The organism is Gordonia sp. WA4-43 (assembly GCF_020520305.1).
Classification (GTDB): domain Bacteria; phylum Actinomycetota; class Actinomycetes; order Mycobacteriales; family Mycobacteriaceae; genus Gordonia; species Gordonia hongkongensis.
Window position 1 is genome coordinate 160,290 of record NZ_CP084736.1, and the last position, 22,250, is coordinate 182,539.

A 22,250-nucleotide genomic window follows, 5' to 3' on the forward strand; every position below is an offset into this window, starting at 1 on the left:
GGTCGGGGTGGTCCGGTGTCGCGTTTGCCGATCGTTGTCGCACATTGCGCGATGACTCTCACAAGCCGGTCCCGGCGGAACACCACCCGACATCCCGGTCACTAAAGACCGACCCTGCTGTCCCGCTCCGCCGAGGCGGCCGCATACCCTCGCAAACATGAGCGATCGGCCTGTCCCTTCCGGTCCCACCGCGACCGAGCGGTGGATGGCACGGCACGCCCGCTCGATAGTGACCGGCGTCGTCGTCCTGTGGGGACTACTCCTGGCCTACTTCGTCTGGCGCGCTACGAACGGGACTCCCTGGACCCGCATCTGGATGATCATCGGCCCTCTACTAGGGGGCTTGGGCCTCATCAGCGGGACAATCTCCGCCGCTCGCGAGGTCCGTGCACACAACCAGCGTCGGCAAGCCAGGTAACGATCGTCAACATTCAATGCCGCGGCCGACGGGCAGGTTGGGTCCCTTTGGTCGGGCACGGTTCTACGATCGGGCGGTGCTCCCACAGCAGTCAACCTCGCCGGCACCGTTGTCGGCTTTCGCAATGCGAGAAGCGATCGTCTACGCACACCACGAGGCGGGACTTCGCTCCATACGGAGTGCGGGTCCTGAGACCATCGAGCAATGGGCTTCTTCGACAGGCTGACCAGTACCTTCGGCGGCGATCACGATCACGTGGAGAGCGGCGACACCGACGAGACGGGCCGTGGCGGGAAGCAGTGGGACGGGTCCAGATGGACCGTCGATGGGGTGCCCGTGACCTACCGGGTCACCTGGAAGACGTACGACGGCGAGTTCCACGAGCGCGATTTCTCAGACGTCGACCAGGGCTACTCCTTCTTCGAAGACATGCAGAAGGGAGCCACTGCTCACAGTGTGACATGGGAGCACCTGCCCTACTAACAAGTCTCCGCTGCGCGGGGGTTCCTCAGCTGACAGTCGGTAGGTTCCCTGCCTATGACCGAGATACCTGAGGCGCTGGTTCCGCTCGCCGAGGCCGGCTTTCGAGTCGAGGAGTCCCCCCGGATCGTCACAGAGGGGCCGTCAGAAGGTTCGGTGGCGTACATCGTTGCCGAAGCAAAACCGGGCGGCTACTCGTATGGACTCGCATACCGTCCTGGCTTGTCCGACGAGGTACTCACTCTGCTCCTCAAAGAGGTATTGACACGCATTGCGAGTCTGGTGACGGATGGCCCTGAGGGACCGTACATATGGCCCCCAAGCGATCACAGAAAACCGCCGCAAAGCACTCAAACCCACACGTTCCTCTCGATAAGTAGCGGTGGTGTCCGGTGAGGGTTCCCCTTACGGGCATGCGATCTGGGCTGACGCCTGTGACCGAGTGTTCAGTGCGCGCTGTATAGTTCAGTCCATGCTGACTATTGCTTCGCGTCTCGACGTGATGAACCGCCTGGGTCGTGCACTGGCCGACCCCACTCGATCCCGGATCATCTTGACCCTGCTCGACCATCCCGCTTACCCGGCGGAACTGGCCCGAGATCTGGACCTGACACGCCCGAACGTGTCCAACCACCTGGCATGCCTGCGCGATTGCGGGATCGTCGTCTCCGAGCCCGAGGGTCGTCGGACACGATATGAGATCGCCGATTCGCACCTGGCGCAGGCGCTGACGGCACTGGTCGATGCCACCCTGGCAGTGGACGAAGACGCCCCGTGCATCGATCCCGCCTGCTCGCTTCCCGGATGCGACGCAGCTGGGGAGGGCGCATGATCCTCACCTCGGTCTTGCAGGCGATGGGCCTGTTCGCAGCGACCAACATCGACGACATCATCGTGCTCTCCCTCTTCTTCGCGCGAGGGGCAGGCCAGCGCGGCACTACCGCCCGCATTCTGGCCGGCCAGTACCTCGGATTCGCCGGCATCCTCGGTGCCGCGGTCCTGGTGACTATCGGTGCCGGAGCATTCCTGCCCTCGGCAGCCATCCCGTACTTCGGTCTCATCCCTCTGGGCCTCGGCCTCTGGGCCGCATGGCAGGCCTGGCGCGGAGACGATGACGACGATGACGACGAGGTCAAGGTTGCCGGCAAGAAGGTCGGCGTGTGGACAGTCGCAGGCGTCACCCTTGCCAACGGCGGCGACAACATCGGCGTCTACACCCCTGTCTTCCTCAGCGTGGAACCTCTCGCAGTAGTCGCCTACTGCATCATCTTCCTCGCGCTCGTCGCGGTCCTGGTGGCCCTGGCAAAGTTCGTCGCCACCCGCCCCCCGATCGCCGAAGTGCTCGAACGCTGGGAGCACATCCTCTTCCCCATCGTTCTCATCGGCCTCGGCATCGTGATCCTCGTCAGCGGCGGAGCCTTCGGACTCTGACGTAGCGGCAGCGATCCAAACGGCCCCGACCGGGCGCACCCCTCTCGGTTCAGACCGCGACACCTACCTGCAGCCAGTCCTGCGTGATCGCGGCAACAAGACCGCCACGGAGCGCTGCAAAAACCCCGCCACCAAGCGAACGAAGCCACACCACCAATCCCGACGGGCGTTCGTAAGGCCTGTACGGAAAGCGTCGCGGTTAAGGTACCTCCAACGTACACTTGAGGCAATGAAGATCGGGTATGCGCGCGTCAGCACCGACCGCCAGGACCTCACCGCGCAGATCAATGAGCTGGTTTCCCTCGGCGTCGACGAGAAGAACATCTACTCCGACCCCGGTTTCACCGGGACCAATCGTCAGCGGCCCGGCCTAGCACAGGCGCTGGCTGCCGCGAGCCACCCCGGCGCGGAGTTCGTCGTCACAAAGCTCGACCGGCTGGCCCGCTCGATCCGTGACGCGAAGGACATCGCCGACCAGCTCGTCGCCAATGGCGCCGTGCTCCAGATCGGACGCAGCGCCTACGACCCGGGCGACGCGATGGGCAAGATGATGTTCAACATCATGGCCACGTTCGCGGAGTTCGAGGCCGACCTCATCCGTCAGCGCACCAAGGAGGGCATGGCCGTGGCCAAGGCTCGGGGCCGGCTCAAGGGCAAGAAGCCCAAGCTGCCGCCGAACCAGGAGAAGCGTCTGGTCGAGCTGCACGCGTCCGGCGAGTACTCCATCACCGAGCTGGCCGCGGACTTCGGGATCAGTCGAGCCACCGTGCACCGAGCCGTGGAGCGGGCGAAGCAAGTTCGGGTGGTCGTCTCGTGATTGGTCCGCTCCTGGGCTTCCTCATCGGCCTGCTCACCATCCTGGTTGTCGGATTGGCGGGTCGGCGGCGGGACGCGGCGCTCCAGCTGATTGGCGCCCATCGCGAGCTTACGAGCGACCGGACGAACGGCGCCCGTGGACGGCTATATCGGATCAATGACGGAGAAGACCCTGCGCAGGTCTACGCGAACGAGGTGCCCGCGCGGCGCGGCAATCTGTCAGCCTTACAGATCGACGACTACTTCGTGCTTGTGTACGCGATTGAGGCCGCCGGCACCGCCGTGGAAGTCGCGTGCCAGCGACGCGGCCCCGACTGGTGGCAAACGGCAGCCCAACTCGTCCGGGGAGTACTACCAAAGGCGCGAGCTCAATCCCTTAGATGGCACGTCGGCGCGATCATGGAAACCGTTCTCAGGTGGCGCGAAACCGCGGTGCGGGGTGGCGAGCTCAAGGACTCCGGCGCCTTCGAGAGTCTGCGAGAACACTGCGTTAACCTCCGCCGCTACGCACTGCTGGAGAATGCGCTGGTCCCGTCGGAGTGGGCCACCGACCAGCCGAACCTGCCATCGTCAACGACTCAGAACCCGAGGCCTGGTAGCCCGGTCGGCACGCCCGCGAGGGAGACCTAAACCGAGGGCATTGACGCTGATATGAATGTCAGGTGGCAACTACCGGGCCCGGACTTCCCGACTTCATCGACGGTGCCGACGGCTATCGTGTCCTGCCTCCCGGCCGCCATCCCTGCTCCCTAGGCGACTTCGCCGATCGCTTTGTGCACGCGCGCACCATCGATCGAGCGCGTCGTCAGCTGATACTCGACGACTTCCTGACCTATCGCGAACAGCAGGTCCGTTGCGGCCTCGCGATCATCAGCTACTGGATCGACGGCAGCTTCACCTCGGACAAGATCGACCCCGGCGACATCGACATAACCACCATCGTCGACGGACCGGCCAGTGCCCCAATCGAGGACTTCGACGACTGGCTCAATCCCAAGGACCGATGGAAGACCCTGCCGCACCCACACGTTGGTCGTACCCTTCTGGTAGACGGTTACGCAGTGGTCAAGGTCCCTGACAACCACCCGACCTGCGCCGAGTATCTCCGCACGCGCGGTTACTGGGACGATTGGTGGCAACGCTCTCGCGCGACCGGCGAGGTGGAGCGCAAAGGATTCGTGGAGGTGAGGTTCTGATGGGCATCACCGACCATGACCTGTTCGCGATGGAAGAACAGCTCGCAGCCATCTCCAGAGGCGGACGTGGCAGCGACGACTGGATGACCGCCGCCAACGCGGACTCCGCGGCGGCCCTGCACGATCTCGTCCGGGAGTCTCGCCTACGCAACCGTGAGGGAGTCATCGCCCGCTTCCACGAGGGCGAGGTCGTCGGACACACCGCGCCGGCCCACCAGATTCTGCGCGCCTCGTACGAGTTCAACGACGCTGTCATCGCGGTGGCCAACGACTCGCTGCCCAAGCCCTTCCCCTCGGTGAACGACGCGGCCCGCGAGAAGCTGGGCATGCTGATGCGACCGGTGCTGATCGGCTCGATCCAGATCGACCTCGTGTGCCCGGACCCCACAACGCACGAGGACGGCGAGCGCCCCGCCGAGACGCCTGATCAGACCATGATGGGCGAACTCGACGAACTCCAGACATCCACCGCGACAGCACTTTCCCGCGTGCTCGCGGTCCTGCGCGGATCGGCCGACATGCACGATCACGAGGCGTTCGCCGCGCGCGCCGACGCGATCGGACCCGTCGCCTGGGGCAAAATCGCCAAACTGTCGGCGCGGTGCGTCGATGGAGACTTCACTATCGACTTCCGATCCCGGACTACCACCGACTGGTTCTCGTTCTCGCCAGCGCAGGCATCGGCGCTGCGGACGTTCATCAGACAGCGCGAGTTGTCGACCATCAACGCGACCTACAGCGGAAAGTGGCGGACCGCCAGCAGCGTGAGGTCGGTCTTCGACCTCGACCTCGACGACGGAACACGCATCAGCGGCACCGTTCCGAAGGATCTGCGGGCAAGGTCGATCGCACTCATCGAACATCGCGTCACGGCCGTCATCGCCGAGACCTCTGCCGATGACGACGACACCCGGATCAAGCGAGTGCTCGTCGATATCACTGAAGAAGGTGATTTGACCCCAGAGGGAAAGCAGCCTGACACGGCGCGCGGAGGGGACCGCTGACGCATGTGGCTGCATCTGGCACCACAGAATCGACCAGTCGACACTGCTTAATAGAAGTCTCGGTAGACGTTTGGGTGAATGCCGTTCCGGACGCCCAGCGGCAGCGCGTGACAACCCTACGCGGTGACTGGCCCCTATCGCCGTTGATCTGCGGTCTGAATCAAGATGGCGACGACTCCGACGATGGTCACGAGGACGAGAGTTCTGACGGTGGACCGCGGCCCGGGCGGTCCGCTCGTCTTTCGTGCTCGGCGTGTACGTCACAGCCCGAACCCCTTGTCTTTACGCTTTTCTCGCGATCGCGCTTTCTGCCGCTCGGCACGGTCGGCGAGATTCTGCCGGTCCTGGCGTCCGGCCCGACGCGCCTGGCCGACGGTGACGTCATCGGTACGGCCCGGGCCGTGCGCGACATCGGTTTTCATCTGCTCCCACGCATTGGTGACCGCAGGTTTCCCGTCGGCACCGGTCACTCGATGCGGTGTGCCGTCCGCGTCGTAGGCGACCTTCGGGACCCGGTACCGCGTCAGCGCGACCCGCGCTTTCACTGTGTGTTCGTCGAGCACGCGCTCGGCGGCCTCCTCGGGCGTCAGGCCGGAGACCTCGCGCAGCTGCTCGGCGGCCGCTCGACGATCCTTGCGCGCCGCCTCCAGCTCGTCGGTGACCTCCTGACGCCCCTCGGCGTGACCTCGCTTGAAGCCTTCGACGCGAGCGGCAGTGACGAGGGCGGGCCTCTCGTCGCGCTCCCAGGCCGCCTGGCCGTGCTGCCGTCCGGCGGCCTCGGCTTCGGCGATCACCTGAGGGCGCATCGCAGCCCACTCAGTACGGACTCGTGCGGCCTCGTCTGCGCGGGCCTGACGACGGATCGTCGTCGCCTCATCCTTTGCCGACTGGATCGTCTCAGCGGCGCGGGCTTCGGCTCGGGTGACAGCGGCCTCGCGGGACTCCACCTCGTGTACACGAGATAGCAGGGCAGGGTCGACGTCGACGACGAGGGGCCCGGCGCCGGCGTCGACCGCGGCGGTGACCCGGTCGTCTGTGTCGCGGGTCAGCGTCACACCCTCACCGGCTTCGCCGGTGGCCACGGCCTGCGCGGCCCTGCCTTCGTAGGTGCCGCCGGTCTGGCGGACGTGCGCGGCGTAGGAGTCATCGCCCTGCTGCCACGGCGGCTTGCCGTCCTCGGTGAGGTAGACCGGTCGTGGCCGGTCCTGGGCGAGCGAGCTGGTCGGCACCACCAACGACCGCGCCGGGATCGCCAGCTCTTCGCCGCGCCTCAATGACTGTGCGTTGCGCTCGCACTGCTCGACCACCGCGGCGTACTTGTAATCGTCACCCACCCCCGAGCGGCCGCCCGCGCGGGCCGGCGGCGTGTCGAGCCACTTGTAGGAGACCCCGTCGCCATGGCCGCCGCGGCGCTTGACCTCCACGCCATCGGCGGCCAAGCGTGCGGTGTAGTCGTCCCAGTCGGTCGCCTGGGCACGAGCAATCCGCAGCCGCATTCGCAGTTCGTCGTAGTGAGACAATTTTCCCTCGGCCTGCCGAGCCAAGGTCTTGCGATCGCCGGTGCCCATGCCTGCGGTCCGCGCGTGCTCTCGGCACGACTGCATAAAAGCCTGGTTGTCGTACTGGAAGCGCTGCAGCACGACCTCGTCGGTCACCGCCCGCACGCGGTGAATGTTCTTCATCGCGGAAGAGAACGCGCGACCGGCGGGGTAGTGCACGGTCGAGCTGTTGCCGTCGGCATCGCGCCACGTCAGCTCGACCGCTTCCTCGGCTACATTCGCGATCTGGCAGTGCGAATGCACCTTGCCCTTGACCCAGATCTTCTCGGCGGTCCCGGCCGCCTCCCACCGCCCGTTGTCGGCCTGTGTCACGATCTTGATCTGCCGGCCCGGGAAGGCCCGCGCCATCTGCTCACGGGCGAAATCGTGAGCCAGCCACACTTCGAACTCGCTGTCCGGGTCAAGCTCCTCGTGGGAGTGGCTGAGGATCACATGGTAGGTCTCCAGCTCGAGGCTCGTCTTGGCGAAGTCTTCGCGGACTCGGCCGACGTCCTCGAGAAAGGTCTCGGGCGTGCAGTCGCCGATGGTCGAGCAGTGCGCCACGCGCACGCTCGGCCCGCCAGGGTTGGACTGGTCGTGCGCCGCCGTCGCCGGGCTCAGGTAGAGGTCCAGGCCGTAGGCATTCTTGGTGGCCGAGATCACGGTGGAGACCATGCTCAGTCCTCGGTCTCGAACCGCGCGAGCACGCTCGCGTGCAGCGCCTCGATCGCGGCGCGGTTCTCGTCGAGCGCCTGGCGGGTGCGCTCCAGCTCGTCGGTGATGCTGCCCGGCAGCTCCCGGTACCTGTTGCAGAAAAGCGCCAGCTGGTTGAGATTGACGCCCTGCTTGGTCAGCTCGGATCTGGCCGCGCCGATCGCCGCGGCCAGATCCCGCAGCTCGCCCCGCAGGTTCTTGCGGAGCTCCCGCCGCACAGCGGTCTCCAGGCCGGCGACCTTGCGGCCGACATAGCTCTGCAATGCGCTCTCGACCACTGAGGTGACCGAGCGGCCCTCGGCATGCGCCCGCTTGTGGACGAGGCCGATCACGTCGTCCTCGATCCGCGCCGAGAGCATCGTGCGGCTTGCGCCCGTGCTCTTGCGGACCTTCGCCTCCCTCGCGTCGAAGCGCTTGTCGAGGCGTGCCGCCGTGCGGCACCAGCTCGCCGCCCGCTTCTCGGTCACACCGACCGCTGCCGCGATCGACGAGTACGGCTCGCCCGCGGCTCGCTGCCGCAGTGACTCCGTCACCGCGGACAGCTCCGGCGCCCGGCCCCGGGGGCCGGTCACCTCCGCGGTGACGGCGGTAGCCAGTTCTCCGAGATCGAGGGCCTGCGGCCTCGATCTCTGCGCGCTGTCCACCGCCGTCATGGGGCTACACTACGTCATCGTCAGGCGCTGTGCGCCAGACGATGACGCACTCGGCGAGCATCCACGCCGTCATACAGTCGGCGCTTCGCGCCTCCTGTATGCCGCCCTCGCTTCGCTCGGGGTCGCGTGGGCCCGCCAGGGGCCGCTGCGCGCCCCTGGACCCCAAGGCCGCCCCGAGTGCTGCGTACGGGGGCTACCCGGCCAGGAGCGGGCGGAGCCCTGATCGGCGGCCGACCCGGCCGCCAGCGCCGTCTCGGGTGGGGCCGATGTACCCCGCCCTGACGGACGGAAACGAATGCTCTGCCGCTGGCGCCGTACCCGACTCGCCTTTGTGGGGGTCAGGTGCGCACCGCCGACAACCAGCACGGGCTGCCTCGCTGTGGTCGGGTGGGGCCGGCGATATTCTGTGGTGGTGAGCGGGCACCCGGAGACCGAGAAGGACGCGTGCGAGGACCGCGACGACCAGGCCGAAGCGAAGCGCCGAGTCTTGGACTCGTCTGAGCGGGTGGCGTCGTGGTCGGCAGAACTCAACCGGCGCTTGTCGGACACTTGAGGGACAGCACTGACGTCCCTTGAGTGAGGGTGTTAGCGGCGCTATCAGTCGATAGACCGCAGTGACGCCCCTTGGAGCCAGTGCTACCGGCTCTCGCGCGCACAGAATCGCGCGGGACGAGTGCAGGTGCACGTTAGGGACGGTAGTACTGACACTTACCTGACCGCACTATTCCCGTTAAGCCTCCGCGGAGGCACCGCGCGTTGCGACTTCGCGGAGCCAGTCCGGGACATCGCGGCCGTCATACTCGCGGATCTCGATGGCGGCGCGGGCCGCGGCAGCGGCGACTCGAGGGCGTGGCCTGCGCTGCACGAGGTTTTCGTCGGTGTTGGTCATCCTTGGCCCTCCTTGAATGCCTCCGGTTTCAGTGTCCTCCGTCCCGCTGACGCGCACCAGCTCTACAGTTTTCTCGCGGAGACAACGCCGGCAAGGTGTTCGCACTCCGCTCCGCGACGTCTGCTGCCGACGATCTGGTCGAATCAGTAGCTTTATCCAAAACTGCTGCATTGCAGGAGGGCGCATCATGAATGAACCTCAGCGCAACATCAAAGGACTGCACTGGCTTTCCACCGACCAGAAGCTGACCGTCAGGCGCCCGGCGACGGAGCCTTCCGAGAAGAAGCAAACCAACAAGGCCGTCACGATCTATATCTCACCGGAGGTCTACACGAAGGCACGCCTCGCCTATCACGCCACACGTTCAGCTGAGGACGACCGCACCTGGTCCCATTTCGTAGAGAAGGCGATTGCGGACGAGGTCGCCCGGCGAGAGCAGCGACACAACGGAGGCGACCCGTTCGGCGGCGTCGACACACCACTATCGCCTGGCCGACCGCTGGCCGACTGACCATGACATTGATGCCAGCGTAGGCTCTTCTTAGCTTAGCGAAGCCACGGACTCGCTCGTTCCGCTAGCCGACCGGGTGTGAGCCCCTCTATTCCGGAAGTATGCCGGCGTCGCGGAGTGACGCCAGATCGTGGCTCTCTGTCGCCCGCGAAAGACCTGTCTCCGCCATGATCTCGGTGCGCGGGCACCGTCCCAAGTTCGTCGAACTGCTGACCGATGAGCGCCTGAATTCGCGCGCGGTTGGTCTGGCCTCGCGCCCGCTTCCCGCGGTGCTTCTCGCGCCCTCGCGACTGGACACCTCGTCGTCGCTGTGCCGGGCGAGTGCTCGGTGGGTTGTGGGTTGGGTCGGCGGAGGGCGTTGGGGTGTGGACTTCCGAACACGTTCCGAATATGCTGGCTGCATGACCACCACAGCGTTCCGTACCACGACGCGTCGCTCCTCGGACTTGAGCAAGCACCCCGCCGAGGTCTTCGCTGAGGCTGAAGACCACCCGGTTACGGTCACTCGGCGCGACGGCGAGGACCTCGTGCTGATGTCTCGGCGTGAAGCCGAGGGACGCAACCGCATGCTGGAGTTCGCGGCACAGCTGATTGGCGTGGCAGTAGATGACGACGGGCCCCTCGCCGAGCGGATGTCCAAGCCATTCCCGTGGATGCTCGCGCTCTCCGAGCAGGATCGGGAGAACTGCGCGCAGAACCTTGTGGACGCCGCGCGTGCCTCCTTCTCCACTGACCAGCCGCACCGCGTACTCGCAGAGGTGAATGCTTGGCGTGAGACCGCAACCGCTCTCGCGGCTGGCCTCGGCGGGGATGATGTCGAATGGCTCGATGACGACAGCGACGCCGCAGTCGTCGAGCGTCCGTAGTCGTGGCGAAACAAGACGACACTGTCCCTCGACCGACGAAAAAGTCCGAGTATGTGATCCGGTACGCATCGGCCGGCGCCAAGAGAGGGTGGAGGGACCTCGCGGCGACGATTCGTGGCCCACTCGCTGACACCTGGGACTTCCTCACACGCACGCCGACACAGGAGACTTCAACGAACTACGCGCTGCGCGGAGATCTCGCACGAGTGACCCGTAACGGGCAGACCCACAATCGCTGGCAGCACAAGCCGACAATCAAGGGCGACGCTCGCATCTGGTTCTACGTGGAAGGCCGCACAGTATTCCTGGAGCAGGTGCATACCAGTCATCCGAATGAGACAAAGTAGCTCCCGGCGCGACACTGGGTGGCCGCCGAGACCAAGAACCCGCAGCTGGGTAGCAGATGGTAGAGGCGCCTGTGACATTCGCCGATGAGCAGCATCGCCTCGTATGCCTGGTAGCGGTCTCAGAGAACCCTGGCCGGCGTTGTCCTGAAGAGATCTATCGTCCGCCGCTGTCCGAGTCGTCATACACCGCATTGGATGCTTCTGCACGGTCATCCGCGCGATTCGGATCGGAATCAGATTCACGGTGCTCGTACGCTTGCTGTGTCCGCTTCTTTTGGCGGCGCCGTTCGGCGAGTTCCTCCAGCGTCGCTTCCGTGAGTTCGTCGGCGGCTGGATCAGCAGGCCTCCCCAGTCGCCTGGCGATACGCACTGAGCGCTCGGCGGCAGACTTCGTCGCTCGCGCCCACTCTTCTGGCGAGTCGATCGATCTGACTGCGCAGACTCATGCTGACCAGGTCCCGGCCTGGTCAGGTGATCTTGTCCCACCAGCTCGTCCAGCGTCTTGGGTCGTCGTCACGGCACGTGCCGGTTCTGCGGCGGGTCAGTCAGCCGTGCGGCTGCGCGGAGCCATTCCGGGACATCGCGGCCGTCGTACTCGCGGATCTCGATGGCGGCGCGGGCCGCGGCCGCGGCGACGCGAGGCCGCGGTCGACGCTGCATCGACTCCGATTCGGTTGGTCATTGCTTACTCAATCTATGCCGACTCCCACGCGCCGTACCCCAGCCACGCTGGGTCCGGAACCGGGTGTCGGATCCCGCCCAGGTGTTCAAGGTACGACCCGAACCAAGTCAGATGTTTCGTCGTACCCCAGCCACGCTGGGTCCGGAACCGGGTGTCGGATCCCGCCCAGGTGTTCAAGGTACGACCCGAACCAAGTCAGATGTTTCGTCGTACCCCAGCCACGCTGGGTCCGGAACCGGGTGTCGGATCCCGCCCAGGTGTTCAAGGTACGACCCGAACCAAGTCAGATGTTTCGTCGTACCCCAGCCACGCTGGGTCCGGAACCGGGTGTCGGATCCCGCCCAGGTGTTCAAGGTACGACCCGAACCAAGTCAGATGTTTCGTCGTACCCCAGCCACGCTGGGTCCGGAACCGGGTGTCGGATCCCGCCCAGGTGTTCAAGGTACGACCCGAACCAAGTCAGATGTTTCGTCGTACCCCAGCCACGCTGGGTCCGGAACCGGGTGTCGGATCCCGCCCAGGTGTTCAAGGTACGACCCGAACCAAGTCAGATGTTTCGTCGTACCCCAGCCACGCTGGGTCCGGAACCGGGTGTCGGATCCCGCCCAGGTGTTCAAGGTACGACCCGAACCAAGTCAGACGCGACGCGGTCGACTCGTCACTCGGTCAGTGCCTGGTGAACGGTACCGACTGAGCATCCGAGTTCGGCGGCAATTTGACGCATCGATAGACCTTCGGCCCGCAGAGCACGGATCTTCTGGCGTCGCGCCTGGACCCCTGCCAGGTATGTCGTACGTGGCTCTGACGTCCATCTCTGCACCTGGCGGAGGGATAGGCCGGCCTGCTCCGCCACGTCGCGGGCAGTTCTTCCGCCCCGAGAAATCCGGTCGTGGTAGGCGATCAATTTAGGACCTCCTGGATAGGCGATCCTGCACGTCGGGCCCGACCGCTCTTACGGCCTCGCGCGGCCTGAATCGTCGAGAAGGTGGCTTCGTAGACGGCCGCGCCGTCGGCCCAGATGCGCGAGCGGGTCACGATCCAGCGGTGGATGCTTGCGGCGATCGCACGGGCCTCAGATGGCGGCATCGGGCCGGGGCACGTGTCGGTGATCGGGATTGCCGCGTTGCGACTGGCGACCTCTCTGGTGATCGCGCGGCCGAGGCCGGCCACGTCTCGGGTGCCTACGTAGTATCGGGCCTCTCGATACGCCCAATGCCGCGCCGAATCGAAGATCATGCAGTTGCGACCCAGTGGGGTCGGACTGTCGCGGTAGCGCTTCTGCTGGCGCCACTTCGCCGGCGGCATCCGGGTGCCGAGTTCGTCGGCCAGGTGTGGCAGCGATCGCAGCTCAGCGTGGAGCCACTCAGTGTCCCAATGCTCGTGTACCGGGTTCTTGGTGATGAGCCCGCTGTAACCCTTGTCGCCGTCGACGGCGCGGCGCAGCGCCTCGTTTACCGCGGCGGCGTACGCCAGCGGCTTGCGCCGTGCGTACTCGGTGCGGGTGACCGGCTCGGCGAGCGCCCAGACCGCATGTGCGTGTCCGTTGGCACGGTTGGACACGATCGCGTTCGGCATGGGGTGCGAGCCTTGCGCGCTAAGTGCGCGCAGCGCGGCATCGGGGTGGTCGATGTCGACGACGAGCAGGTTTGACATCGCCTGCGGGTTGGCCTCGATGTAGCGGCGGCCGAGAGCGGACGTCCGGGACTGCCGGTAGACGCCCTCGAGGAGGTCGTCTGATGCGAGTGGCCACAGTGGCAGCCACAACTGCCGGAAATCGCCTGTCCAGGCATCATCGCGGGAGTGGCCGCCGCCGACTCTGGTGGCCCCGGAGTCGGTGACTCCGGGGTTGTCGTGTGCGGTCATCAGGCATCGACAACCGCGTAGTCGATGTACAACGGGTGCGGCCAGCCGTACGCTGCGCACGCCGCGGCGGCCGACGCCCAGCCAAGCTCGCGCAGTAGACCGTTGTCGCCGAGCAGCACGGCTACCGCAGCCTTTTCGCCACCTGACCAGGCGCCGAAACCCGAGCCGACGCGGCCGTGGTCCCGGTATGCCCGGACGTTGTTGCCACATCGAGGCGACGACAGGTATGCGCTCATTTGGCACCGACCGTCTGCCGCTGCTTAAGCTGGTCGACGAACGCGGCGCTCAGTGTCCGGATCTGTGCGTCGGTGAGTGGAGGCGCTGACGCGACGATGCGCGCCACTGCGGCCTCGACGTCCTCACAGCTGGGTTCGGCCGCACGCTCGACGATGAGGCTGTCGAGGTCGTACTTACGGACGCGCCACGACCGACCGATCTTCTGGGCTGTTGCCAGTCGGCCTTCGGCGATGTGGCGGCGGAGAGTAGACCTGGCACCGTAGTGTTCGGCGGCGGCTTCGGAGAGCCAAAGCCAGCGAAAAGGGTCGTCAGGTGGGGTGATGCGGGTATCGGTATCGGCGACAGCGTCTGTCGGCTCTACGGACGCGGACATGGGCACGACGGGACTCCTCGGATGAGGAGCGATCACGTCCCCACCGGGGCCGTTCGTCGTGCTTACGTGGTGTCCGTCTGGGAACACCACGTGATCCGGGCCTAGTGCGCCGGCGGGCCTCACGGCCGGGCCGCCGCCGCCGGTTCGTCAGTGCTGTAAGCACTTTCACCGACGCCAGATCACTCAATCATCACGCTGGACCGCTTTTACGCGGGTGCCGGGGCGCACCGCGTGTCCCGGGCCTAGTACACACCGCCAACCTCACGGTCGGCGGGCGCCGCCAGTTCGTCAGTGCTGCAAGCACTTTCACCGCGCCAGGACGCGTCAATCGTCGTGTGATCACGCTCTATGACTACGCTGGCCACTCTAGCCCATAACCGCCTGACCTGCCATTCTGCGCTCAGCTGCGCCCAACTTGCGAAACGCCTTCAGCTACGACCGCCAAGCCACGCACACGAGGGCGGGGTCGAATCCCTTCGCTCCGCGCTTCGCTGGGAGGATCGTCACCGTCAGCAGTGCCTGCACGATCGCACGCCGCTGTGCTATGTCCATCGCGCTCCAGGCCATTGCCACGTCGTCGGCGTCCAGCATCGCCGTGACCGGCGACAGTGTGGACGGTGCGAGGACCCCGTCGATCTCGGCGAGGCGCGACCGCAGTCGTGCGGACTGCTCGCGCACCTGGTCTAGCGGCAGAACCCCGTCGGCCGCGAGAGCGGCCAGCCCGTCGAATCGGGTCTGCAGCGTCCGTCGCTCGAACCTCAGCGCGTCCCGATCGAGGCCGTCGTCCCGCGGAGCGAGTGCCTCGCGCGCGTCCTGCGCGCTAAGGCGTCCAATCACCACCGCCTCGACGAACTGCTCGACGTCCTCGGCGCCGCGCGAAAGGTGTTGGTGCGTCAGGCACTTGTAGATCCGTCGCGGCTCGAACTCGCGGTACATGCCGTCTTTGCCCGTGTACGGAGACCGCTGGTAGTAGCTCGTGTAGAGCTTGGTCTTCCCGTCGTCGCACTTGCCGCAGAGTGCGATCCCGCTCAGCAGGTACTGCGGCTGAGTTCCCCACGCGCGCTTGCGATCGGGGTCGTCCAGCTTCGCCTGCGCAGCCTCCCAAAGGTCGACGGGCACGATCGCCTCAAAGTCGCCGGAGTACTCCTCGTCAGACCCCCACTTCGTCAGCACACCCTTATATTTCGCGTTCCGTAGGAGCGCCCGAATGTTCTCGTTACTCCACTCCCGGTTCCGCGAGGTGGTGAACCCCGCCGCGGCTAGGTCGCGCGCGACGTGCGTGATCCGCTTGCCCATCACGAAGTCCTCGAACGCGCCGCGGACCGCGGCGGCCTCGTCATCGATCTGGGTCACGCCGTCGTCGTCGTACCCCAGGATCTTCGCCCGCACGATGGGCAGGCCCCTGCGTCTCCTGGTCTCGTTGGCGTGCACCGATCGTTCGGACTTCCGCCGAATCTCGAACCGTGCCACCGCGGCCAGCATCGTCGCCCTGAACTCGCCGTCGGCGGTGGTGAGGTCGATCTCGCCGTCCACGGTGGCGACCTTGGCGCCGAGGTCGATCAGCTTTACGAGGTCCTGCAGGGTGCGCAGCAGCCGGTCGAGGTCGCGGGCCACGATGACGTCGAACCGTCCGGTGCCGACGTGCGACAGCATCTCTGACCACCTCGTCGACGTGCCGCGGGATTTCGTCGCGCTCACGCCCTCATCCAGGTACTCCGGCCCGTACGTCCAGCCCCGGGCTTCGCACAGCGCAGCGATGCGCCGCCTCTGAGTCTCGATGGTGAGCGACTCGTCGTCCTGCTCATCCGACTTCGAAACGCGGAGATAGACCGCTGCGATCGTCATGGCGGCAGAGTATCAATATGAATGTCACATACTGCTATAGTCGGGCTACTTCGAGCGGTCCCTCAACGCCTACGGACGGGCGGGGGAGCCGTGTCGCCGGTGCGGCGCGATCATGCGCCGCGAGCAGTTCATGAACCGTGGCTCGTTCTCGTGTCCGCGATGCCAGCGGCCGCCGAAGGCGAACCCGGGCTGACGCGCAGGCGGAGCCGCGCCGGGAACAATCGACGTGCCGGGGCTCTTACTATTGGTCGCGATGCCAGCGGCGCCGGCCGACAACATCTTGAGAGGACCCGTCTTCGATGACCACCGAAGCAACTGCCCCCGCGTCCGGGGTTCCCGCCGACCAGGCCCACACCGATCTGTGGGTCGAGCGAACCGGCACGCGCCGGTACACCGGTCGCAGCTCGCGCGGCGCGGAGGTGCTGATCGGCTCGCAGGACGTCGAGGGCGTCTTCACCCCGGGTGAGCTGCTCAAGATCGCGCTGGCCGCCTGCACCGGCATGTCGTCGGACCGGCCGCTGGCGCGACGCCTCGGTGACGACTACGACGCGACGATCCGCGTCAGCGGCGACGCCGACCGCGAGAACGAGGTGTACCCGCGCATCGAGGAGATCCTCGAGATCGACCTGTCCGAACTCGAGCCCGACGCCGCGGCCCGGTTGCTCGTCGTCGTCGAACGCGCCATCGACGCGGTGTGCACGGTCGGGCGCACGGTGAAGGCCGGCGCCGAGGTGGATCTGCGGATCGAGACGGAGTGACCGCATGAGCGAGGACGGCACCGACCGCGTCCGGCTCACCGCGCACGTGCACGGGCACGTGCAGGGCGTGGGCTTCCGGTGGTGGACCAGAGCGCGTGCTCTCGAACTCGGGCTTGTCGGCTACGCGTCGAACCAGGCCGACGGCCGGGTGCTGGTCGTTGCCGAGGGGCCACGGGACAAGGCCCTCGCCCTGCTCGACGCGCTCCGGTCGGGAACCACGCCCGGACGGGTGGACCTGGTGGTCGAGCGTGTGGATGAACCGCGCGGGGACCTCGACGGCTTCGTCGAACGGTGAGGAGAGCCGAAACACGTCGCGATGGTGAGTAGTCTGTACCGTCGTGCACCTCAAAAGCCTGACCCTGAAGGGCTTCAAGTCGTTCGCCTCGGCGACGACCCTGCGCTTCGAGCCGGGTATCACGTGCGTCGTCGGTCCCAACGGCTCCGGTAAGTCGAACGTCGTCGACGCCCTGACCTGGGTGATGGGCGAGCAGGGCGCCAAAGCACTGCGCGGCGGGAAGATGCAGGACGTCATCTTCGCCGGCACCTCGGGCCGTCCTCCGCTGGGCCGCGCCGAGGTCACCCTCACCATCGACAACGCCGACGGTGCGCTGCCGATCGAGTACTCCGAGGTGTCCATCACGCGCCGGATGTTCCGCGACGGCGCCGGCGAGTACGAGATCAACGGCAGTTCCTGTCGCCTCATGGACGTGCAGGAGCTGCTGTCGGACTCCGGTATCGGTCGCGAGATGCACGTGATCGTCGGCCAGGGACGGTTGTCGGCGATCCTCGAGTCCCGGCCCGAGGACCGCCGCGCGTTCATCGAAGAGGCGGCCGGGGTCCTCAAACACCGCAAGCGCAAGGAAAAAGCGGTCCGCAAGCTCGACGCGATGCAGGCCAACCTGGCGCGTCTGAACGATCTGACGGCCGAACTCCGTCGCCAGCTCAAACCGCTGGGACGCCAGGCCGAGGTCGCCCGCCGGGCCCAGACCGTCCAGGCCGATCTCCGCGACGCCCGGTTGCGTCTGGCCGCCGACGACCTCGTCACCCGCCGCGCCGAGATGGCCGAACACGCCGCCGTCGAGGACGAGGTCCGGCGTCGGCAGGACGAGGTGGCCGCCGAGCTCGATCGTGCGAACGCGGAAGTGGCCGAACACGAACAGCATCTCGCCGAGATCACGCCCGCCGCGGCCGCGGCCAACCGCGCCTGGTTCCGGTTGTCGGCGCTCGCCGAGCGCGTCGACGCGACCCGCCGGGTGGCCGCCGAACGCAGCCGGTACCTCAGCGAGCCGTCGAGCGAGGCGTCCGGGCCCGACCCGGAGGAGCTCGACGAGCAGGCCCTCGAGGCCGCCGAACTCGAAGCCGAGCTGACCGAGGGTGTCGAGATCGCCGCCGAACAGCTCGAGAGCGCCCGCGAGGTGCTCGGCGAACGCGAGTCGATCGCGGAGGCCGCGGAGGCGGCTCACCTCGCGGCTGTCCGCGCCATCGCCGACCGTCGCGAGGGTCTGGCGCGCCTCGAAGGGCAGGTGGACAACCTGCGGACGCGCTCGGAGTCGGTCGACGCCGAGGCGCAACGCCTCACCGCGGCCATCTCGGCCGCCACCGAACGCGCCGAAGTCGCAGTCACGCAACAGGATTCGGCGGCAAGCGAGCTGGCACAGCTGGAAGCCGCCGAACAGGCGCTCGACGAACACCACGAACGATGCGTGGCCGCGCTGAACCTGTCCAACGAGCGCGTGGCCACCCTGCAGGCCGCACACCGCGACGCCGAGCACGCCATCGCCTCCTTGTCGGCCCGGGTGGACGCACTCGCCATGGGACTCGAGCGGGGCGACGGCGGCGCATGGCTCCTGGAGAACGCGCCCGACGGCCTGCTCGGACCGATGTCGGAGCTGGTCACGGTCGAAGCGGGTTTCGAGACGGCCATCGCCGGGGCGCTCGGACCCGCCGTGGACGGCATCGTCACCGTGGACGGGATCGCCGCGGTGCGGGCGCTGGCGGCCCTGAAGTCGGGCGACGGGGGACGGGCCGCGCTGATCTGCGGCGGACTCACCGGCCCGGACCGATCGACCGACGTGGCGCTGCCCGACGGGGCGAGGTGGGCGGCCTCGGTGGTCGACACCCGGCCGGAGATCCGCGGTGCGATCGACACCGTCCTGGCCGACACCGTCATCGTCGACGACCCTGCGCAGGGGCTCGAACTCGCCCGCCGTCTCGGGGTGCGCGCGGTGACGCCCGCCGGCGACCGCATCTCGGCGGCGTCGGTCGAGGGCGGTTCGTCACGCCGCCCCTCCACGCTGGAGGTCCAGTCGGCGATCGATGCGGCGACCGCCGAACTCGCCTCGACCCGCAGGCGCGTCGAAGAACTCGAGGCGGCGCTCGCCGGTGCGCTCACCGAGCAGCACGATCGGCGGGAGGCGGCCGAGGAGGCGCTCGCGGCGCTGCACGAGTCCGACGCCGGCGTCGGCGCCGCTTATGAGCAGATGGCCCGGCTGGGCCAGGAGATCAGAGCCTCGCGTGCCGAGGCCGACAAGCTGACCCGACAGCGCAACCTGCTCGAGAAGGGTCGCGAGGAAACCCTCGAGAACCTGCAGGAACTCACCGAGCGATTGCGTCTCGCCCGCGATGAGTCCGAGGTGGGGACCGAGATGTCCGCCGACGACACCGACCGCGCGAACGCCGCGACCGCCGTCGGCGTGGCACGCAGCGCCGAGATGGAGGCGCGCCTGACCCTGCGGACAGCCGAGGAACGCCTGGCATCCGTCCGGGGCAAGGCGGACTCGCTGCGGCGGGCCGCACAGCGCGAGCGCGAGGCACGCGAGCGGGCTCGTCGGCAGGACGAGATCCGACGCCAGGCCGCGGGCGTGGCGGCAGCCGTCGAACGCGCCGGTGCACAGGTCAGTGAGCGTCTCGCCGCGGCCGTGGCCTCGGCGCAGGCCGGGCGCGACGAACTCGAGGAGATCCGGACCGCCCGCACCGCGACCCTCGACGCGCTCCGGGCCCGGGCGGGCGAACTGACGACCACCCTCAATTCGCTGCGCGACACCGTCCACCGCGACGAGGTGGCGCGGGCCCAGGTCGCGCTGCGGATCGAACAGCTCGAAGAGCAGGTCCTCGAGACCTTCGCGATGGCGCCCGACGATCTGATCGCCGAATACGGTCCCGACGTGCCGATGCCCCCGTCGGCGCTGGAGATGGCCGAGTACGAGCAGGCCCGGGAACGCGGCGAGCAGGTCGTCGCACCGGCCCCGATGCCCTACAACCGGGCTACACAAGAGGCCCGCGCCAAGAAGGCACAGAAGGATCTCAACACGCTCGGCAAGGTGAACCCGCTGGCGCTCGAGGAGTTCGCCGCTCTCGAAGAGCGATACAACTTCCTGTCGTCGCAGCTCGAGGACGTCAAGGCGGCCCGCAAGGACCTCCTCGACGTCGTGGAAGAGGTCGACGCCCGGATTCTGCAGGTGTTCACCGAGGCGTACGCCGACGTGGAACGCGAGTTCGGCCAGGTCTTCCAGACCTTGTTCCCCGGCGGCGAGGGCCGGCTCGTCCTGACCGAACCCGGCGACATGCTCACGACGGGCATCGAGGTCGAGGCGCGTCCGCCCGGTAAGAAGGTCAAGAGGCTCTCGCTGCTCTCGGGCGGGGAGAAGTCGCTGACCGCGGTCGCGATGCTGGTGGCGATCTTCCGCGCCCGCCCGTCGCCGTTCTACGTCATGGACGAGGTCGAGGCCGCGCTCGACGACACCAACCTGCGGCGACTGATCACGTTGTTCGCCCAATTGCGGGAGAAGTCGCAGCTCATCGTCATCACCCACCAGAAGCCCACGATGGAGGTCGCGGATGCGCTTTACGGAGTCAGCATGCGCGGCGACGGCATCACGACGGTCATCTCGCAACGCATGCGCGGAGTGAACATGCCCGTCGGTCAACAGGAGGACACCAGCCAGTGAACACCGGAATCATCATCGGCATCGTCGTTGCGGTGCTCGTCGTGATCGCGCTGATCGTGCTGGGGCTGGTGCTGTCGCGCCGCCGGCGCATCTCGCTGACCGACGAGCGGCAACCGGAGATCGTCGACGGGACGACCCGCCAGGTCGACCGGTCCGGGGGCTACCAGGCCGGATCGGGGTTCAGCTTCAGTCGCGGGGAGGCCGCGGGTGACACCGCCCTCGCGGAACCGCCGCGACGGAGGCCGGAACCCCCGGCTCCGGAGTCTGCGACGCCGGCACCCGAGGTGATCCGGCCGCCCGGAGAGCGCACCGATGTCGACGGTCAGCCGGGCGTCGGTGACGACTCCGCGGTGCCGCGGGATTCGATCCGGCGCGGCGTCACCGAGGTGTCGCTGCCCGAGCCGGACACCACCGAACCCGAGACCGCAGAACCTGCCACCGCCCGCCCCGAAACCGTCGAGCCCGAGACGGCGAAGCCGGACGTGGCCGAGCCCGCGTCCGCCACAGCCGCAACCGCCGCACCCGAGGTCACCGAACCCGAACCGGCCACCGCCGAGCCGGCAACGACCGAGCCGGCAACGACCGAGCCCGGGACCCGGGTACCCGACGATGTCGCGGAGGCGACCACCGCGCCGCCGCTGGACGAGATCGCGCCGACGGCGGGCCGGATCGGTCGGCTGCGCGGCCGGCTGTCCCGGTCACAGGGCGCGATCGGCAAGGGTGTGCTGGGCCTGCTGGGCGCCGGCGATCTCGACGAGGACAGCTGGGAGGAGATCGAGGACACGCTGGTGATGGCCGATCTTGGTGCGTCCACGACGGCCACCGTCGTCGAGACCCTGCGCACCGAGCTCGCGGCCAACCCGGTCCGCACCGCGGGTGAGGCCCGGGCGTTGCTCAAGCGGGTCCTGGTCGAGCAGCTCGACCCGACGCTCGACCGGTCGATCCGGGCGCTGCCACACGCGGGCCGTCCCGCCGTCGTCCTAGTCGTCGGCGTCAACGGCACCGGCAAGACCACCACGACCGGCAAGCTGGCACGCGTCCTGGTCGCCGACGGGCGTCGTGTCCTGCTCGGCGCGGCGGACACGTTCCGCGCGGCCGCCGCCGACCAGCTGCAGACGTGGGGCGAGCGGGTCGGCGCCGAGATCGTGCGCGGCAAGGAACAGGCCGATCCCGCCGCCGTCGCATTCGACGCCGTCGACCGGGGCATCGAGAGCGGCGTCGACGTGGTCATGATCGACACCGCCGGCCGGCTGCACACCAAGACCGGCCTGATGGACGAGCTGGGCAAGGTCAAGCGCGTCGTGGAGAAGAAGGCGCCGGTCGACGAGGTACTGCTGGTGCTCGACGCGACCGTCGGACAGAACGGCCTGATGCAGGCCCGGGTGTTCGCCGAGGTCGTCAACATCACCGGCGTGGTGCTGACCAAGCTGGACGGCACCGCCAAGGGCGGCATCGTGTTCCACGTCCAGAAGGAACTCGGCGTGCCGGTCAAGCTCGTCGGACTGGGGGAGGGCGCGGACGACCTCGCGCCCTTCGAACCGGACGCATTCGTCGACGCCCTCCTCTGACGCCGGCGGACGCTGCCGTGAAGTCGGGATCTGTGATCGGAAATGTCGGGTCAGACATCGGCCGCGGAGTCTGAGAGACAGCTCAGAGCCGAACTGGGATGTTACATGGGCGAA

The 22,250-nt window shown here is 67.4% G+C and carries 22 protein-coding genes and 1 pseudogene; 14 read left to right on the forward strand and 9 right to left on the reverse strand.

Going from position 1 to position 22,250, the window contains the following annotated elements; genetic code table 11:
* Positions 1 to 622 precede the first annotated feature (622 nt).
* The 7 genes from LEL84_RS00695 to LEL84_RS00725 all read left to right on the forward strand — a co-directional run bounded on the left by LEL84_RS00695 (position 623) and on the right by LEL84_RS00725 (position 5,345).
* Complete coding sequence (locus LEL84_RS00695) at positions 623 to 901, forward strand: hypothetical protein (RefSeq protein WP_226513063.1); 279 nt, start codon at positions 623 to 625, stop codon at positions 899 to 901.
* Positions 902 to 1,370: 469 nt separating this feature from the next.
* Positions 1,371 to 1,730: a Cd(II)/Pb(II)-sensing metalloregulatory transcriptional regulator CmtR gene (gene cmtR / locus LEL84_RS00700; RefSeq protein WP_006590980.1), complete on the forward strand. Its 360-nt coding sequence runs from the start codon at positions 1,371 to 1,373 to the stop codon at positions 1,728 to 1,730.
* Positions 1,727 to 2,329 carry a cadmium resistance transporter gene (locus LEL84_RS00705; protein WP_048695616.1) on the forward strand — a complete coding sequence of 201 codons (603 nt, stop codon included), beginning with the start codon at positions 1,727 to 1,729 and terminating at the stop codon, positions 2,327 to 2,329. The genes cmtR and LEL84_RS00705 overlap by 4 nt, the downstream gene beginning before the upstream one ends.
* A gap of 229 nt (positions 2,330 to 2,558) precedes the next feature.
* The gene (locus LEL84_RS00710; RefSeq protein ID WP_226513064.1) at positions 2,559 to 3,146 is read left to right on the forward strand and encodes a recombinase family protein; all 588 of its coding nucleotides are present in this window, start codon (positions 2,559 to 2,561) and stop codon (positions 3,144 to 3,146) included.
* Positions 3,143 to 3,775 (forward strand): hypothetical protein, encoded by a 633-nt coding sequence (locus tag LEL84_RS00715; protein WP_226513065.1) that lies wholly within the window; start codon positions 3,143 to 3,145, stop codon positions 3,773 to 3,775. The genes LEL84_RS00710 and LEL84_RS00715 overlap by 4 nt, the downstream gene beginning before the upstream one ends.
* A 32-nt stretch (positions 3,776 to 3,807) precedes the next feature.
* Positions 3,808 to 4,341, forward strand: coding sequence for a DUF6932 family protein (locus LEL84_RS00720; protein WP_226513066.1), 534 nt, complete (start codon positions 3,808 to 3,810; stop codon positions 4,339 to 4,341).
* Positions 4,341 to 5,345, forward strand: coding sequence for a hypothetical protein (locus LEL84_RS00725; protein WP_226513067.1), 1,005 nt, complete (start codon positions 4,341 to 4,343; stop codon positions 5,343 to 5,345). The genes LEL84_RS00720 and LEL84_RS00725 overlap by 1 nt, the downstream gene beginning before the upstream one ends.
* Before the next feature lie 260 nt (positions 5,346 to 5,605).
* On the opposite strand, the gene LEL84_RS00730 is transcribed toward LEL84_RS00725, so the two are convergent.
* From LEL84_RS00730 to LEL84_RS00740, 3 genes are all read right to left on the reverse strand, one after another.
* On the reverse strand, positions 5,606 to 7,558 hold the full coding sequence (locus tag LEL84_RS00730) for a relaxase/mobilization nuclease domain-containing protein (protein WP_226513068.1): 1,953 nt from the start codon (positions 7,556 to 7,558) through the stop codon (positions 5,606 to 5,608).
* A 2-nt stretch (positions 7,559 to 7,560) separates the two neighbouring features.
* Positions 7,561 to 8,250, reverse strand: a complete 690-nt coding sequence (locus tag LEL84_RS00735; protein WP_226513069.1) for a hypothetical protein — start codon at positions 8,248 to 8,250, stop codon at positions 7,561 to 7,563.
* 730 nt (positions 8,251 to 8,980) lie between these two features.
* The gene (locus LEL84_RS00740; protein ID WP_226513070.1) at positions 8,981 to 9,139 is read right to left on the reverse strand and encodes a hypothetical protein; all 159 of its coding nucleotides are present in this window, start codon (positions 9,137 to 9,139) and stop codon (positions 8,981 to 8,983) included.
* A 187-nt stretch (positions 9,140 to 9,326) separates the two neighbouring features.
* Here LEL84_RS00740 and LEL84_RS00745 point away from each other — a divergent pair, with 187 nt between their 5' ends.
* Positions 9,327 to 9,650: a ParB family protein gene (locus LEL84_RS00745; RefSeq protein ID WP_226513071.1), complete on the forward strand. Its 324-nt coding sequence runs from the start codon at positions 9,327 to 9,329 to the stop codon at positions 9,648 to 9,650.
* A 401-nt stretch (positions 9,651 to 10,051) separates the two neighbouring features.
* Complete coding sequence (locus tag LEL84_RS00750) at positions 10,052 to 10,516, forward strand: prevent-host-death protein (RefSeq protein WP_226513072.1); 465 nt, start codon at positions 10,052 to 10,054, stop codon at positions 10,514 to 10,516.
* Positions 10,517 to 11,376: 860 nt separating this feature from the next.
* Here LEL84_RS00750 and LEL84_RS00755 read toward each other — a convergent pair.
* From LEL84_RS00755 to LEL84_RS00780, 6 genes are all read right to left on the reverse strand, one after another.
* The gene (locus tag LEL84_RS00755) at positions 11,377 to 11,523 is read right to left on the reverse strand and encodes a hypothetical protein (protein WP_226513073.1); all 147 of its coding nucleotides are present in this window, start codon (positions 11,521 to 11,523) and stop codon (positions 11,377 to 11,379) included.
* A 680-nt stretch (positions 11,524 to 12,203) separates the two neighbouring features.
* The gene (locus LEL84_RS24875; RefSeq protein ID WP_413466963.1) at positions 12,204 to 12,398 is read right to left on the reverse strand and encodes a helix-turn-helix domain-containing protein; all 195 of its coding nucleotides are present in this window, start codon (positions 12,396 to 12,398) and stop codon (positions 12,204 to 12,206) included.
* 47 nt (positions 12,399 to 12,445) lie between these two features.
* On the reverse strand, positions 12,446 to 13,408 hold the full coding sequence (locus LEL84_RS00765) for a replication initiation protein (protein WP_226513074.1): 963 nt from the start codon (positions 13,406 to 13,408) through the stop codon (positions 12,446 to 12,448).
* Positions 13,408 to 13,644, reverse strand: coding sequence for a hypothetical protein (locus LEL84_RS00770; protein ID WP_226513075.1), 237 nt, complete (start codon positions 13,642 to 13,644; stop codon positions 13,408 to 13,410). Before LEL84_RS00770 ends, LEL84_RS00765 begins: the two co-directional genes overlap by 1 nt.
* Positions 13,641 to 14,018, reverse strand: coding sequence for a helix-turn-helix domain-containing protein (locus tag LEL84_RS00775; protein WP_226513076.1), 378 nt, complete (start codon positions 14,016 to 14,018; stop codon positions 13,641 to 13,643). Before LEL84_RS00775 ends, LEL84_RS00770 begins: the two co-directional genes overlap by 4 nt.
* Positions 14,019 to 14,450: 432 nt before the next feature.
* Complete coding sequence (locus LEL84_RS00780; RefSeq protein WP_226513077.1) at positions 14,451 to 15,863, reverse strand: recombinase family protein; 1,413 nt, start codon at positions 15,861 to 15,863, stop codon at positions 14,451 to 14,453.
* 40 nt (positions 15,864 to 15,903) lie between these two features.
* On the opposite strand from LEL84_RS00780, the pseudogene LEL84_RS00785 reads away from it, so the two are divergent.
* The 5 genes and pseudogenes from LEL84_RS00785 to ftsY form a co-directional block, all read left to right on the forward strand.
* Positions 15,904 to 16,056 (forward strand): annotated as a pseudogene (locus LEL84_RS00785) (zinc finger domain-containing protein); the annotation flags it as partial.
* A gap of 106 nt (positions 16,057 to 16,162) precedes the next feature.
* On the forward strand, positions 16,163 to 16,621 hold the full coding sequence (locus tag LEL84_RS00790; protein WP_058250071.1) for an OsmC family protein: 459 nt from the start codon (positions 16,163 to 16,165) through the stop codon (positions 16,619 to 16,621).
* A gap of 4 nt (positions 16,622 to 16,625) precedes the next feature.
* The gene (locus LEL84_RS00795) at positions 16,626 to 16,916 is read left to right on the forward strand and encodes an acylphosphatase (RefSeq protein WP_137809334.1); all 291 of its coding nucleotides are present in this window, start codon (positions 16,626 to 16,628) and stop codon (positions 16,914 to 16,916) included.
* Between the two features lie 43 nt (positions 16,917 to 16,959).
* Positions 16,960 to 20,568: a chromosome segregation protein SMC gene (gene smc, locus LEL84_RS00800; RefSeq protein ID WP_226513078.1), complete on the forward strand. Its 3,609-nt coding sequence runs from the start codon at positions 16,960 to 16,962 to the stop codon at positions 20,566 to 20,568.
* The gene (gene ftsY / locus LEL84_RS00805; RefSeq protein ID WP_068972343.1) at positions 20,565 to 22,136 is read left to right on the forward strand and encodes a signal recognition particle-docking protein FtsY; all 1,572 of its coding nucleotides are present in this window, start codon (positions 20,565 to 20,567) and stop codon (positions 22,134 to 22,136) included. Before smc ends, ftsY begins: the two co-directional genes overlap by 4 nt.
* Positions 22,137 to 22,250: the final 114 nt, after the last annotated feature.